Annotated in this window: 13 protein-coding genes; 9 read left to right on the top strand and 4 right to left on the bottom strand. The window is 34.0% G+C overall.

From position 1 onward, the window contains the following. Window positions 1-54: 54 nt before the first annotated feature. Window positions 55-819 (bottom strand): 3'-5' exonuclease, encoded by a 765-nt coding sequence (locus tag EG358_RS17345; protein ID WP_076561046.1) that lies wholly within the window; start codon window positions 817-819, stop codon window positions 55-57. Window positions 820-882: 63 nt separating this feature from the next. Beyond that, window positions 883-1,626 carry a CDP-alcohol phosphatidyltransferase family protein gene (locus tag EG358_RS17340; protein WP_076561047.1) on the bottom strand — a complete coding sequence of 248 codons (744 nt, stop codon included), beginning with the start codon at window positions 1,624-1,626 and terminating at the stop codon, window positions 883-885. 214 nt (window positions 1,627-1,840) lie between these two features. Here EG358_RS17340 and EG358_RS17335 point away from each other — a divergent pair, with 214 nt between their 5' ends. The 9 genes from EG358_RS17335 to EG358_RS17295 all read left to right on the top strand — a co-directional run bounded on the left by EG358_RS17335 (window position 1,841) and on the right by EG358_RS17295 (window position 12,822). Continuing rightward, window positions 1,841-3,769 (top strand): LTA synthase family protein, encoded by a 1,929-nt coding sequence (locus EG358_RS17335; RefSeq protein WP_076561048.1) that lies wholly within the window; start codon window positions 1,841-1,843, stop codon window positions 3,767-3,769. A gap of 145 nt (window positions 3,770-3,914) precedes the next feature. Beyond that, window positions 3,915-4,334: a DUF2147 domain-containing protein gene (locus EG358_RS17330; RefSeq protein ID WP_076561049.1), complete on the top strand. Its 420-nt coding sequence runs from the start codon at window positions 3,915-3,917 to the stop codon at window positions 4,332-4,334. 109 nt (window positions 4,335-4,443) lie between these two features. Next, window positions 4,444-5,424, top strand: a complete 981-nt coding sequence (locus tag EG358_RS17325; RefSeq protein WP_076561050.1) for a pyruvate dehydrogenase complex E1 component subunit beta — start codon at window positions 4,444-4,446, stop codon at window positions 5,422-5,424. 123 nt (window positions 5,425-5,547) lie between these two features. After that, a complete protein-coding gene (locus EG358_RS17320) occupies window positions 5,548-7,539 on the top strand; it encodes a KUP/HAK/KT family potassium transporter (protein ID WP_076561051.1) in 1,992 nt (663 codons plus the stop codon). A 76-nt stretch (window positions 7,540-7,615) separates the two neighbouring features. Next, on the top strand, window positions 7,616-8,089 hold the full coding sequence (locus tag EG358_RS17315) for a Fur family transcriptional regulator (RefSeq protein ID WP_047399628.1): 474 nt from the start codon (window positions 7,616-7,618) through the stop codon (window positions 8,087-8,089). 3 nt (window positions 8,090-8,092) lie between these two features. Continuing rightward, window positions 8,093-9,835: an OstA-like protein gene (locus tag EG358_RS17310; RefSeq protein WP_076561052.1), complete on the top strand. Its 1,743-nt coding sequence runs from the start codon at window positions 8,093-8,095 to the stop codon at window positions 9,833-9,835. Window positions 9,836-10,185: 350 nt separating this feature from the next. Further along, window positions 10,186-11,364 (top strand): aspartate aminotransferase family protein, encoded by a 1,179-nt coding sequence (locus EG358_RS17305; RefSeq protein WP_076561155.1) that lies wholly within the window; start codon window positions 10,186-10,188, stop codon window positions 11,362-11,364. A gap of 186 nt (window positions 11,365-11,550) precedes the next feature. Then, on the top strand, window positions 11,551-11,937 hold the full coding sequence (locus EG358_RS17300) for an START-like domain-containing protein (protein ID WP_076561053.1): 387 nt from the start codon (window positions 11,551-11,553) through the stop codon (window positions 11,935-11,937). Between the two features lie 75 nt (window positions 11,938-12,012). After that, entirely contained in the window at window positions 12,013-12,822 is an 810-nt protein-coding gene (locus EG358_RS17295) for an aminotransferase class IV (RefSeq protein WP_083677048.1), read from the top strand. Between the two features lie 78 nt (window positions 12,823-12,900). Here EG358_RS17295 and EG358_RS17290 read toward each other — a convergent pair whose 3' ends face one another. Together EG358_RS17290 and EG358_RS17285 are read right to left on the bottom strand one after the other, a co-directional pair. Further along, window positions 12,901-13,482, bottom strand: a complete 582-nt coding sequence (locus EG358_RS17290) for an N-acetylmuramoyl-L-alanine amidase family protein (RefSeq protein WP_076561055.1) — start codon at window positions 13,480-13,482, stop codon at window positions 12,901-12,903. A 108-nt stretch (window positions 13,483-13,590) separates the two neighbouring features. After that, entirely contained in the window at window positions 13,591-14,139 is a 549-nt protein-coding gene (locus EG358_RS17285) for a YqgE/AlgH family protein (RefSeq protein ID WP_076561056.1), read from the bottom strand. Between the last annotated feature and the right edge of the window lie 19 nt (window positions 14,140-14,158).

Genomic DNA, 14,158 nt, shown 5'->3' with positions numbered 1-14,158 from the left:
AAAGGTTTATAAAATAAATTAAAGTCTTTGATTTCTTTTGCTGTTGAAAAAAGATTAAAACTTACTTGAAAGCTGAATTTTAGTGAAAACTTTTTTCGTGTATAAAGGGAAATCGGCATTTTGAAGCCATCCGAAATATCCCAAATCTTTTTGGAAAACTTCTTTTACAACCTGACCTTTGTATTTTCCGAAAGCAAAAATTTCCTGATCTTTTGCGTTATAATGAATCATTCCTGCTAAATCTGCAAATCTGTTCTGAGTAGAAAACTCACTGAGTTCGGCAACTTCATTAGGAAGATCATCGTATTTTCCAACTTGTGCGTCCAAAACTTCGAACGTTGCCAAAACATCGGCTTCTGCAGAGTGAGCGTTTTCTAAAGTTTTTCCACAGTAAAATTGGTAAGCGGCACCCAAATTTCTTGGTTCTTTTTTATGGAAAATTGTTTGTGCATCCACTAATTTGAATTTGTTTAAATCAAAATCAAATTCGGCACGCAGTAATTCTTCAGCCAACAAAGGAACATCGAAACGGTTTGAATTAAAACCTCCCAAATCAGCTCCGGAAATCATCTCAACAATTTTTGGGGCAATTTCTTTGAAAGTTGGTGCGTCTTTGATGTCTTCATCATAAATTCCATGGATTTCACTTGACGAAACAGGAATCGGCATTTCGGGATTTACTCTCCATGTTTTGCTTTCTCTTGAAGAATCGGGATTTACTTTTAAAATACAGATTTCAACAATTCGGTCTTTTCCAACGTTGGTTCCTGTTGTTTCAAGATCAAATACACAAAGCGGTTTGTATAGTTTTAAGTTCATTTTTTTCTGAGTTATGAGTTGTAAGTCATGAATTATGAGTTATTGAGAACTAATAATTCATAACTATTTAAGTTGTTTTTGAAAGATAATTGAAATAAAAATATAATAAAGAATAACCATCGGGATTCCGACGATTTTAAATATCGCTAAAATAAGAATTGAGCCAATTAATAAAGCTAATTTCGGATAATTATCCTGTAGTTTCATCGATTTGAATTTCATGGCAATCATTTTAATCGGACTGATAAGGATCCAAGAAGAAATAATTGTTAAAATTATTAATGGAAATAACCCAATTTGAAGAATATTAAAGTTTGAAATATTAAAGAATTGTGGCACTTGATGAGGGCCTGATTGTGATATATAATAAATCCCAAAAATCAAAATTGTATTTGAAGGAGTATTTAAACCTTTAAAATAATATTTCTGTTCTTCGTCAAGGTTAAAAATTGCTAATCTCAAACAAGAGAAAAGCGTAATTAAAAATCCGAAATATTTAATTTCAACAGGAAGCTGCAATCCGAAAACTTCATTTCCGAAAGGTTCCAGCATTTTAAACATCGCCAATCCCGGAATGAACCCGAAACTTACCATGTCTGCCAAAGAATCTAGCTGGGTCCCCAAATTGGAATTGGCTTTTAAGGCTCTTGCCACAAAACCATCGAAAAAATCTAAAACCAAAGACAAAATAATGCAGATTGCAGTCGTTTGGTAATCACCTAAAATCAAATGTACAGCACCAACGCAACCCGAAAAAAGATTGCCCAGCGTAATGGCGTTTGCCAGATTGTTCTTAATGAAATTCATAGAAGCAAAATTACATTTTTTAAAAATTTTAACCTTAATTAATGTCAACTAAAAATTACAATCCTTTGAAATCGCTATAACTAACAGTGATAGATAAGTCAATGTATATTGGCGATTGCATATAACCTTTAAAAAAATAAATATCTACATATGAATTTAATGTAATTTTGCAACCGATAAATAATTGACTTTTAAAAACATTACTATTTAACAAATGAAATTTTTCAAAGAATTCAGAAAAGAAGAAATCTTCGTTCTATGTTACAGGATTTTCTTGGCTTTTGTTTTTTATCAGATTGCGAGACTTTTGTTTTGGTTTTTCAATAAAGATTTAATAAAAGTAGACAGCATTGTAGATTATCTGAGCTTGGCTTATCATGGGATTGCTTTTGATCTTACAGCGATTTTGTATGTGAATGCTTTGTTTATTTTGTTAAGTTTAATTCCGATTGTCATCAATACAAAAAGTGGGTATCAGAAATTTATGATCTGGCTGTATTTTATCAGCAACGGAATTGCGTATGCGATGAATTTCGGGGATTTTATTTACTATAAATTTTCCCAGGCAAGGCTTACTTCTGCAGCTTTTCAGGTAGCAAAACATGAGACGAATATTTTAAAAGTATTCACCGCTTCTATTACAGAGCATCCTTTTGTGATTATTTGGTTTGTATTTTTAATGGCTGCATGGGTATTTCTGTATAAAAGATTTAAAATTGATTATAAAAAACCGGTAAAGCTCATTCCTTATTTTATTTGGTCTGTGGTGACTTTGTGTATTTCTGCGGTATTAATTGTTGGCGGAATAAGAGGTGATTTCAAACACAGCACAAGACCAATTAATTTGGTTGATGCGAATAAATTTGTAAAAACTCCGCTTCAAGGGAACTTAGTTCTGAACTCTACTTTTTCGTTTTTCAGAACAATGGGAACGAATAATTTTAAAGAAGTTCATTTTGTCGATCAGAAATTTATTGATGAAAATATCAATCCCTACAAAACTTACGACAAACAGGTTCAGGACAAACCAAACATTGTGATTTTTATTGTGGAATCTTTCGGTAGAGAATATTCCGGAGCTTTTAATAAAGATAAAAACATTAAAGATTATGTTTCTTACACGCCGTTTATCGACAGTTTGGCAAATGAAAGTCTTATTTTTCCTAATACTTTTGCCAACGGAAGGCAGTCAATTCACGGAATGAGTAGTATTTTGGCAGGAATTCCTAGTTTGATGGATGCTTTTACGAGTTCGCCTTATTCTAATCAGAAAATTCAGTCGATTGTTTCGGTTTGTAATGATATGGGTTACGATACATCATTTTATCACGGTGCTCCGAATGGTTCGATGGGATTTTTAGGTTTTGGAAATATTCTTGGTTTTAAACATTATTTCGGAAAAGATGAATACAATCACAATGAAGATTTTGATGGAATGTGGGCAATCTGGGATGAACCGTTTTTACAATATTTTGCTAAAAATGTAGGGAAAACAAAACCTTTTATGGCAACCGTTTTTACAGCATCTTCACACCATCCGTTTAAAATTCCTGCAAAATATAACGGGAAATTTAAAAAAGGGAACATTGAAATTCATGAACCGATGCAGTACACCGATTATGCGATTAAAGAATATTTTGAAACTGCTAAAAAACAGCCTTGGTTTAAAAATACCATTTTTGTCTTTACAGGAGATCATACCAATCAGGTGTATTATTCTGAATACGAAAAAGCGATGAACCGTTTTGCGGTGCCGTTGATTTTTTATTCTCCAAATCCTGAATATCAATTAAAAGGGGTGAATAATGAATTGGCGCAGCAAATTGATATTTATCCTACTTTGGCAGATTTAATCGGATACAATAAAAAAATTAGAAGTTGGGGTAGAAGTTTGGTGAGCGAAAAAAAATATCAGCCTTTGATTGTAAACTCAGACGGAACTTCGGAGCAGTTTATCTATGGAAATTATATTTACAGATTCGATGGTAAAAATATTATCGGAATTTATGATAAAAGCGATTTAGGTTTTCAAAACAATCTGAATGATAAAATAAAATCTCCGGAAACCGAAAAAGGAAAACAAATGGCAAAAGCATGGTATCAGGATTATATGAGCCGCGTAATCAATAGAAAATTGAATTAATTTTTTATTTGTTTAATTTTAAAAAATGCTCTTTCTGTTGTTATATATGCAAAGGATAATAAAAATGTTTGTGCGTTTAAAATTTATGTCTATTTTTAACTAATTAAGAATTTAAGAATCTATAATTTAAATTAAACTCTATAATATGAAAAAATTATTAGCAACATTTGTACTTTCACTATTCAGTGTGATGTCATTTGCACAAATCGAAGGAAAATGGAAAACAATAGATGATGAAACAAAACAAGCAAAATCTATCGTTGAAATTTACAAAAAATCTGACGGAAAATATTACGGAAAAGTTTCTCAGTTATTAATAAAACCAACAAATCCTAACTGTACAGGCTGTAAAGACGACAGAAAAGGGAAACCAATTTTGGGATTGGAAATCATCCGTGGTTTAGAAAAAGACGGTGATGAATTTACAGACGGAACAATTACAGATCCAAAAACAGGTAAAACTTACAAATGCACCATTACAAAAAGCGGTGATAAGCTGAATGTGAGAGGGTATATGGGAGTTTCTCTTTTAGGAAGAACGCAGGTTTGGCAAAAAGTAAACTAAACAGTTTAAAATAATATTAAATATAAGACAACTCAGCAATGTGTTGTCTTTTTTGTTATGTAAATAATAAAAAAACACTATTTTTGTACTCTAAATTTTTCAAATAAATATGGCAGAATATACTTTTCGTGAAGTGATTGCGCAGGCAATGAGTGAGGAAATGCGTAAAGACGAATCCATTTTTCTAATGGGAGAAGAGGTTGCAGAATATAATGGTGCATACAAAGCTTCTAAAGGAATGTTGGATGAGTTTGGTGCTAAGCGCGTAATCGATACACCTATCGCAGAACTTGGTTTTACAGGAATCGCTGTGGGCGCTGCAATGAATGGTAACAGACCAATTGTAGAATATATGACATTCAACTTTGCGCTTGTTGGTATCGATCAGATTATCAATAATGCTGCAAAAATTCGTCAGATGAGTGGTGGTCAGTGGAACTGCCCGATTGTTTTCCGTGGTCCTACAGCTTCTGCAGGTCAGTTGGGAGCAACGCATTCTCAGGCTTTTGAAAACTGGTTCGCAAACGTTCCGGGTCTTAAAGTAGTCGTTCCTTCAAACCCTTATGATGCGAAAGGATTATTAAAAACTGCAATTCAGGATAATGATCCGATAATTTTCATGGAATCTGAACAAATGTACGGAGACAAAATGGAAATTCCTGAGGAAGAATATTACTTACCAATAGGAAAAGCTGATATCAAAAGAGAAGGTACCGATGTAACTCTAGTGTCTTTCGGGAAAATCATGAAATTAGCTCTTCAGGCAGCTGAAGATATGGCTAAAGAAGGTATTTCTGTTGAGGTTATCGATTTAAGAACAGTTCGTCCTTTAGATTTCGATACTGTTTTAGCTTCAGTAAAGAAAACAAACAGATTGGTGATTTTAGAAGAAGCTTGGCCATTTGGTTCTGTATCTTCAGAGATTACTTATATGGTACAGCAGAAAGCATTTGATTATCTGGATGCGCCAATCAAGAGAATTACTACTCCTGATGCTCCGGCTCCATATTCAGCAGCTTTATTCGCAGAATGGTTCCCGAAACTTGAGAAAGTAAAAGAGGAAATCAAAAAAGCGATGTACGTTAAATAATTATTATACGATTATAGAAAAAAACTTCCGAAAGGAAGTTTTTTCATTTATACAATGCATGACTATTTTAGTTGAGGGTCATAAATTTAGTATACATTTGCGCTTTCAAAATAATTAGCTGACATGGCAGAAGTTACAGAAGGAGGTCATCATATAGACCTTAAAAAGCTTTCATTTGTAGGAGTTATTGTTTCTCTGGGGATTGTTTTCGGAGACATCGGTACATCACCGCTTTACGTAATGAAAGCAATTGTCAATGCAAGGAAAGATGGCTCAACGATGCCTTTCGACACTTATATTGAAGGTGCACTTTCTTGTATTATCTGGACTCTAACTCTTCAGACGACTTTAAAATATGTGATTATCGCTCTTAAAGCAGATAACCGCGGTGAAGGTGGAATTTTAGCTTTATATTCTTTAGTTAAAAAGCTGAAAAAGAAATGGCTTTACGTCGTCGCTATTATCGGAGCATCAACCTTGGTTGCAGATAGTGTGATTACGCCTTCTCTTACCGTAATGTCTGCGATTGAAGGGCTTAAAATCTACAATCCTGATACGCCGGTTGTTTTTATAACACTTTTTATTCTCTTTATCGTTTTCGTCGTACAACAATTCGGAACCGCTTCCATTGGGAAATTCTTCGGGCCTATCATGGTGACGTGGTTTTTGGTTTTGGGAGGTTTCGGATCAATGCATATTTTTGATCATATCGAAATTTTAAAAGCATTCAATCCCGTATATGCTTATAACCTGATTACCCATTCGCCAAGTGCAATTGTAATTATGGGTGCTGTGTTTTTATGTACAACAGGAGCTGAAGCTTTATATTCGGATCTTGGGCATTGTGGAGCAAAAAATATCCGTGTAAGCTGGATTTTTGTTAAATTAATGCTGATTTTGAATTATTTAGGACAGGGTGCTTGGTTATTAGATAATTACCAGCAAGTTTTCACGGGTGTCAATCCTTTCTTTGGAATTATGCCTGAATGGGCGGTTTTACCGGGAGTGATTTTGGCAACTTTGGCTGCAATTATTGCAAGCCAGGCGGTAATTACCGGTTCATTTACGATGTTTTCAGAAGCAATGTCAATTTCATTCTGGCCCAATCAGCATATTGAATATCCTTCTGGAGTAAAAGGACAAATGTACATCCCGAGAATCAATTGGGGATTGATGTTTTTCTGTTTTATTGTTGTTATTTTCTTCCAGAAATCAGAGCACATGGAAGCAGCGTATGGTTTAACGATAACCATAACAATGTTGATGACCACTATCTTATTAACATATTGGTTAAGCCGGACGAGACTTAATAAAGTGTTCCTTTTTGGTTTTGTAGCGATTTATCTTTTCCTTGAATCTGGATTCTTCTATGCTAATGTGATTAAATTCTTCGATGGCGGTTGGCTTACAGTAGTTTTGGGTGGTTTTATTGCAGTTTGTATGTATGCATGGTACAACGGAAGGCTATTAAAATCAAACTTTACAAGCTATGTGAAAATTGATAAATACGTCTCTATTATTAAAGATATGAAGCTCGATGAGACAATACCAAAATATTGTACCAATCTTGCCTATCTGAGCCGTGCAAAGCGTAATGATGAAATAGAATCGAAAATTATTTATTCGATTATCAAAAAACAACCGAAAAGAGCAGATCATTATTTTATTTTGAGCATAGTCAATCAGGAAGATCCTTATACTTTCAAATACAGTGTTGATGAGATTTTGCCGGGAACAATCTATAAAATAAATTTCCTTTTAGGGTTTAAAGTTGATCGCAGAATCAATGATTATTTCAATATGGTTTTAAAAGATCTTATGGCAGACGGTACAATTCCATCGCGAAGCAGCCACCCTTCTTTGAGGGCTCACAATATTCCGCCAGATTTGAAGTATGTGATCATAGATAACACCTATATTAACGATATTCTATTAACGGTAAAACAAAAAATAACGTTAAATATTTATAATTTTGTTAAATATATAGGGAGTGATGACTTCAAATCTTGGGGGGTTACTTCACACAATGTTGTCGTAGAATCGGCTCCACTAACGGAAGAAACCATCTCAAGCAGTAAGATTCAACAGTCGGAATTCCGAAGATCAAATTTTTAATACTTGCATTACAGAGCTTAAATACATGATATTGATTTAAATAAAAATCGATAAATTTGTAGTAATAAATTTTTTAATGGATACTTTACAAAAAGAAAAAAATATAGCTTTAATAAAAGACGTTTTACGAAATTATTTACTTGAAAAAGGCTTTCGTAATACGCCTGAACGATACACAATTCTGGAGGAGATCTATAATATGGATCATCACTTCAATGTAGATGATCTGTATCTTCTGATGATGCAGAAAAAATATCATGTTTCTAAAGCTACGATTTACAACACTATCGAGATTTTCCTTGATGCAGGCTTGATTCGTAAACATCAGTTTGGTGAAAAAACGTTGACTTCATCTTCTTACGAGAAATCTTATTTTGATAAACAACATGATCATTTGGTGATTTACAAAAAAGATTCAGATAAAGAGATTGAAGAAATTATCGAATTCTGCGACCCTAGAATTCAAGGAATTAAAGAAGCTATAGAAGGAGCTTTCGGCGTAAAAATTGATTCTCATTCGCTGTATTTTTATGGCACTAAGAATGATTAATCAATGAGACTGATTCTTTTTCTATTCTTATTTATTTCTTCGTTTGCTCTTGCTCAGGTTGCCCCAAAACCTGTGCAACGAGATCCTTATTTACAAAATCCTGTCAAAAATCAGCCTCCGAAAAATCAACCCGGGAATAAGGTAAAGATTATTCACGCTGATGAAATTAATAAAGACACCAAATATGATGGCAATCGTTATCTTACAGGAAACGTTGTCATAGAGCATCAGGGGTCTATTCTTTCTGCCGATGAAGTGGTGATGTATGATGCAGAAAACTTTGTAAAAGCAATAGGCAATACAAAACTTCAGAACAGCGATGGCTCGGTAATTACATCCGGCGAAATGGAATACGACGGAAATACCCAAAAAGGTGTCGGTAGAAAAAATGTAGTGCTTACAGATCCTAAAGGAACAGTCATCAAGACCGACATTATGTATTACGACAGAGTCTCTAATCAGGCTTATTTTAATACGGGAGGTACTATCAATGATGGCAAAAGTACGACGTATACAAAATCGGCAACCTATTTTTTGACAACCCGAGTGATTGATCTTACAGGAAGAGTGAAAATTGTAGATAAAGATTATACTTTAGAAGGAGATAATGTGGTTCAGAACCAAAATACAAACATTGTTACCATCAACGGTTATACTACAATTACCAACAATAAGAATCCAAAGAACAGAATTATTACCGAGAAAGGAACTCATAATATGAATACCAAAGAGTCTTTTCTTACGAAAAACTCCAGGATTTATTACAATGACAAAATTCTTACAGGAGATGAGATGTATTACAATCAGCTCACCGGATTCGGAAAAGCTACAGGAAATGTAACGCTTGACGATCCTCTAGAGAAAAGATATGTGAAAGGTGGGTATGGTGAAATTTTCGAAAAGAAAGATTCAGCAATGATGACCAAAGAGCCTTATGCTGTTAAGATTTTTGAAAAAGATTCACTTTATTTTGCATCAGAAAAAATTCTGACTTATCAGAAGCCCGATACCGCAGATATTACCAAAAAGAAAAGTTACTTGAGAGCTTTCAAAAAAGCCAGAATTTACAAATCAAATGCACAGGGAAGAGCAGATTCTATCGCCTACAACGAGACAGATGGAATTATGCACATGTATACGGATCCAATTTTGTGGAGTGGCGAAAAACAGGTAACAGGTGATAAAGTGGAAGCTTATTTTAACACAGAAACCGAAAATATCGATTCTTTAAAAGTGATAGGAAATGGTTTTGCGATTGCGAAAGTAGATTCTTTAAATCTTCTGGATGAATTTCATCAGGTAAAAGGAAAGTTGATGACGGTGTATTATGAAGGGCCGGATATCAAAGAAATTAAAGTAATCGGAAATGCCGAAGCAATAACGTATGCCGATGAATTTAATAAGAAAACAAAGGTTAACGACAGAATAGGCGTTACCGTTTCATTGTGTGGGATTATCGGTGCGTTGTTTGATCAGCGTCAGGTGCAGATTATTTCCTGCAGTATTGGTGCGGCTGCAAAGACGTATCCGATGAGCCAGATTTCACCTGAGCAAAAAAAGTTTGAAGATTTCAACTGGAATACCAAAGACCGAATACGGAAATGGCAGGATATTCTCGTCGACTCACCAAATTATGAAGAAATAAAATACGAGCCCAACGATGCGCTTTACAATAAAGTACAGGAAGTTGCAGAGAAAGAAAAGGCTAAAGAAGAAGCTAAAAAACCTAAAAGGGTAAGAAAATAAATAATATAAAAGACCGGTTTTTGAAGCTGGTCTTTTTCTTTTGTAAATATTTGCTTGTTTTGGAGAGCCTTGTCAAGGTTCAAAGCCTTGAAAATGGTTAATCTTCTACTTAGTTATTAATTCATACGCATGAACTTATAAAATGATGCGTATGAGTTATCCAATTCATGCGCATGGTTTACCAAACTTATGCGCATCAATAAAAACTGCTAATATGCATATCTTCAAAATGTTTGGTTTTTTTTAATATTTTCCATGTTTTCTTTTCGTTTAGCTTTATTATTAGAGTTTAAATTTCTGCATCTGATGAATGTTTTTTAGCTTTGCCTAAAATTTTTCATACAATGGAAATGCAAAACGATTTTTTTAAATATCAGGCTCAAACGACGCAATTTGCAGTAGGTTTTGAAGTAGAAAAAGCAGAAGGAAGCTATATTTTTGGAAAAGACGGAAGAAAATATCTCGATTTTGTAGCAGGGGTTTCTGCCAATACTTTGGGGCATTCGCACCCGAAAATAGTTAATGCTATTAAAGAGCAGGCTGATAAATATCTTCATGTGATGGTGTATGGCGAATATGCACAGGAAAAGCCTGTAGAATTGTGCCGATTATTAGCTGAAGCAACTCCTGATCCTTTAGAAATTACTTATTTGGTAAACAGTGGGGCAGAAGCAATCGACGGCAGTTTAAAATTAGCAAAAAGATATACTGGTAGAGAAGAAATTGTTTCTTTCAAAAACTCTTATCATGGCAATACGCACGGTGCATTAAGTGTTTCAGGAAATGAAATCCACAAAAGAGAATTCCGGCCTTTATTGCCAATGGTTTCTTTTATTGAGTTTAATAATGAAAACGATTTCGATAAAATTACAGAAAGAACAGCCTGTGTACTTCTTGAAACCATTCAGGGAGCTGCGGGATTTTTAGTTCCGGATACTGATTATTTAATTAATCTAAAAAAGAGATGCGAAGAAGTAGGGGCGCTTCTTATTTTAGATGAAATTCAACCAGGTTTTGGACGAACAGGAAAACTCTTTTCCTTTGAGCATTTCGGTATCGTTCCCGATATTTTGGTGATGGGAAAAGGAATGGGCGGTGGTGTTCCTGTCGGAGCATTTATGAGTTCTAAAAAAATAATGGATACGCTTTCTCATTCTCCCAAATTAGGTCATATCACAACTTTTGGCGGAAATCCTTTGATTGCTGCAGCTTCACATGCAACATTAAAGGAAGTTTTAGAAAGCGGGTTAATGAATGAAGTTGATGAAAAAGAAAAGTTATACAGAGAACTTTTGGTTCATCCTAAAATAAAAAACATAAACGGTAAAGGGTTGATGCTTGCTGTAAATCTTGGAACTCCGGAGTTTACACTCAATGTTGCCAAAAAATGTATGGAAAAAGGTCTTATTGTCTTCTGGCAGTTGTACCGAAATGAATACCTGAGAATTTCGCCGCCGCTTACTATATCTAAAGAAGAAATTACAGAAGGATGTAAGATTATTCTTGATGTTTTAAATGAAGAAGAGTAGAAATATCAAGCTATAAAACCATACTTTTTCTTGACGTTTTTTGATGTAATTTACTTTTAAAAACCACTATTAAATTTCATTTTGAAGCAATGGAAATATTTCTGATAAAAATCATAAAAATATAGATAGAATTTTGCGTAATAAAAAAATTAATTTATATATTGCGTGACGTTAAAAACAAGTTATATGGCGAAACATAAAGTCCATTACGAATTCCCAATGCACTGTCTTTCAGAGATTTTGTATGAATATTTGGCAACTGCCGAGGGATTGTCTGAATGGTTTGCGGATGAGGTGATAGAGAAAGGCGATGATTTCTTTTTCAGTTGGGGTGGAGGTCCTGCTGAAAAGGCTACTTTAATCAGATATAAGCCTGAAGGTTTCGTACGTTACAGATGGGAAGAAGACGAAGGAACAAAAAATTTCTTCGAAATGACTATTACAATTGATGATATTACAGAAGATCTAGCTTTAAATATTACAGATTTTTGTGAAGAAGGTGATGAAGAAGAAAATGCAATGTACTGGGAAAATCTTATAGAAAACCTTAGAATAAAATTAGGTGCAGCTTAATTCAGCGGTACTGTTTAATGAACAAAACTGATGAACGATTTATCGTTCATTATTTTTTTTTAAAAGAATTAAATTTTGAAAAATACCTATTTTACATCTGACGAACTTGAACTGAAAAACCGTGCATTTCTTTCCGGAGATGCTGTGAAGGTTTCTTTCTTTATCAGAAATTCAAAATTAATCATGGATGAAGAATGCTATTTCTTTTTAATGGCTTCCATGAGAAAAATGAGAATGAATATTCCTCTTAGTTACACGCTGGAGTTTTTTCAGAATCTTTTTAATGCAAAAGTAATCGAAGGCGAAGGAGTTCAAAACGGAATTATCAATTTCCTTGTATTCAGAAATTCAGACGGAGCTATTTTATCTAAATCATCTGTTTCATATTATTTTGAAGTAGACGAAATGGACGATGTTCTTTCTATTCATCAAAGACCTTTAGAATTAGATTTAATTAAGGAGATCAATGTTAATAATAATCTTTTGAGTAACATCAGAGTTCATTGTCCGGAAAATATTTATGGTGGAATTTACGCTCAGGAAAATGATTTGGATGACGTGATTTTATTAAATCCAAACAAGCGTATTGCCCGTTCTACAAGCGGAAATCTTTTGTTCCTAGAAGGAGATGTTATCAAGATACCAAAACAGTCGGAAGGAGCTTATATTTCGCCTTTGCTGGAGAATTTTGTGACCTTTTTACACAAAAATAATCTTGCCGATACGCAGGAACATGAAATTATTGCTTTTGAATCTCAGAAAGCGGAAGAAATTCTGTTGATTTCAGATGAAAAAGGAATCTTTTCTGTAAAGAAAATTAGAAATAAAACTTTTGAAAACGCCCGCTTCACCGAATTGGTTGAAAGCTGGAGAAATAGTTTCTAAAATTGACAAACCCGGTAAACAACATTTAAAGTCCTTTACCGGGTTTTATTCTGATTAAGATCAGAAACTGTATTTTTATTATTGTTCGTTGATGAAATCAGCAAATTTCTGGGCAATTTCTCTTTGTCCGTCGCTGTTGTTCATGTATTCTCTTTCTTTTGTATTATTAATGTAGCCTAATTCTACCAAAACTGCAGGAGATTTTGAATTTCTAAGGATGTGTAGATTTTCTTCTTTAATGCTGCATTCTCCCAACTTTTTAGATAATTTTTCAGCTAAAGATTTTGATTCTGAAGTTTTCTGCATGAAAATTTCGTGACCGCTTTTATTGGTGTTTGCTTCAGGAGTTCTGTTGATGTGAAGCGAAATGACCATTTCGGGGTTCAGCTTGTTGATTTGTTCCGTACGCTCTGTAAGTGTGGTGCTGGTATCCTCGCTTCTTGTTAAAATCACCTCATATGTACCGTCTTTATCACTTGCTTTTTTGATTTGCCGAGCGATATTTAAAACCATATCTTTTTCTGAAACACCATTCATAGTGGCTCCAAAATCATTTCCGCCATGTCCGGCGTCTATTACGATAATCTTTTTGGTTTCGGTTGAGAAAGAAAGCATTGCAGCAGATGCGAACGATACAGCTAGTAATTTTAATGCTTTCATGATTAATTATTTAAGAGTTATCAAAGAACGTGAAAAGTATCTTAAAAATTGTACAAGAAAAGCTTAAAACTTTGTTAAATTTTAAATCGCTTCATTGTGAAGTAATGACTAATTTAGGGAAATGTCTTCAGGTGCATTTGCCCACAGAAGAAACTCACCACCAAGGTTTTGCATAATCGATTTCCATAATGTATGATCATTGGGAAGTGTATAATCTAGGTTATAAACATCTACAACCGTCCATACTTTTTGCAAAACTTCATTTTCCAGCTGTGAGGCAGACCATCCCGAATATCCTGAAAATATTTTTACATCCTGAATGCTGATTTCATTCTGCAAAACAGCATTTATGATCAGTTCAATATCTTCTGTAAGGTAATATTCATCGTTAATGGCGGTGAAATTTTCCGTTACTTTTTTTCCTTTAATAATAAAAAAAACTTTGTCGTTTTCTACAGGCCCGCCATCGTAAACTTCAATATCAAAATCAAAAAAATTCTTGAAACGATTACTCATTTTGCTGTTCTTCTTATTAAGGATCAAGCCAAATGCTCCATCTTCGGTGTGATCTATAATCAGCACGACCGATCTCGAAAAAATATCGCCGGAAATATCAGGTGTGGAAATTAATATTTTACCTTTGTATGAGTAATTCATACTCAAATTTAATAAAAAT

Source organism: Chryseobacterium indoltheticum (genome assembly GCF_003815915.1).
Lineage (GTDB): Bacteria > Bacteroidota > Bacteroidia > Flavobacteriales > Weeksellaceae > Chryseobacterium > Chryseobacterium indoltheticum.
This window is presented reverse-complemented; position numbering and strand designations above follow the sequence as displayed.

What these genes read in the sequence shown, in the direction of transcription:
- EG358_RS17325 (WP_076561050.1), top strand. Translation starts at nt 4,444, where the DNA reads ATGGCAGAATATACTTTTCGTGAAGTGATTGCGCAGGCAATGAGTGAG.
- EG358_RS17315 (WP_047399628.1), top strand. Translation starts at nt 7,616, where the DNA reads ATGGATACTTTACAAAAAGAAAAAAATATAGCTTTAATAAAAGACGTT.
- EG358_RS17305 (WP_076561155.1), top strand. Translation starts at nt 10,186, where the DNA reads ATGCAAAACGATTTTTTTAAATATCAGGCTCAAACGACGCAATTTGCA.
- EG358_RS17290 (WP_076561055.1), bottom strand. Translation starts at nt 13,482, where the DNA reads ATGAAAGCATTAAAATTACTAGCTGTATCGTTCGCATCTGCTGCAATG.
- EG358_RS17300 (WP_076561053.1), top strand. Translation starts at nt 11,551, where the DNA reads ATGGCGAAACATAAAGTCCATTACGAATTCCCAATGCACTGTCTTTCA.
- EG358_RS17320 (WP_076561051.1), top strand. Translation starts at nt 5,548, where the DNA reads ATGGCAGAAGTTACAGAAGGAGGTCATCATATAGACCTTAAAAAGCTT.
- EG358_RS17335 (WP_076561048.1), top strand. Translation starts at nt 1,841, where the DNA reads ATGAAATTTTTCAAAGAATTCAGAAAAGAAGAAATCTTCGTTCTATGT.
- EG358_RS17310 (WP_076561052.1), top strand. Translation starts at nt 8,093, where the DNA reads ATGAGACTGATTCTTTTTCTATTCTTATTTATTTCTTCGTTTGCTCTT.
- EG358_RS17285 (WP_076561056.1), bottom strand. Translation starts at nt 14,139, where the DNA reads ATGAATTACTCATACAAAGGTAAAATATTAATTTCCACACCTGATATT.
- EG358_RS17330 (WP_076561049.1), top strand. Translation starts at nt 3,915, where the DNA reads ATGAAAAAATTATTAGCAACATTTGTACTTTCACTATTCAGTGTGATG.
- EG358_RS17340 (WP_076561047.1), bottom strand. Translation starts at nt 1,626, where the DNA reads ATGAATTTCATTAAGAACAATCTGGCAAACGCCATTACGCTGGGCAAT.
- EG358_RS17345 (WP_076561046.1), bottom strand. Translation starts at nt 819, where the DNA reads ATGAACTTAAAACTATACAAACCGCTTTGTGTATTTGATCTTGAAACA.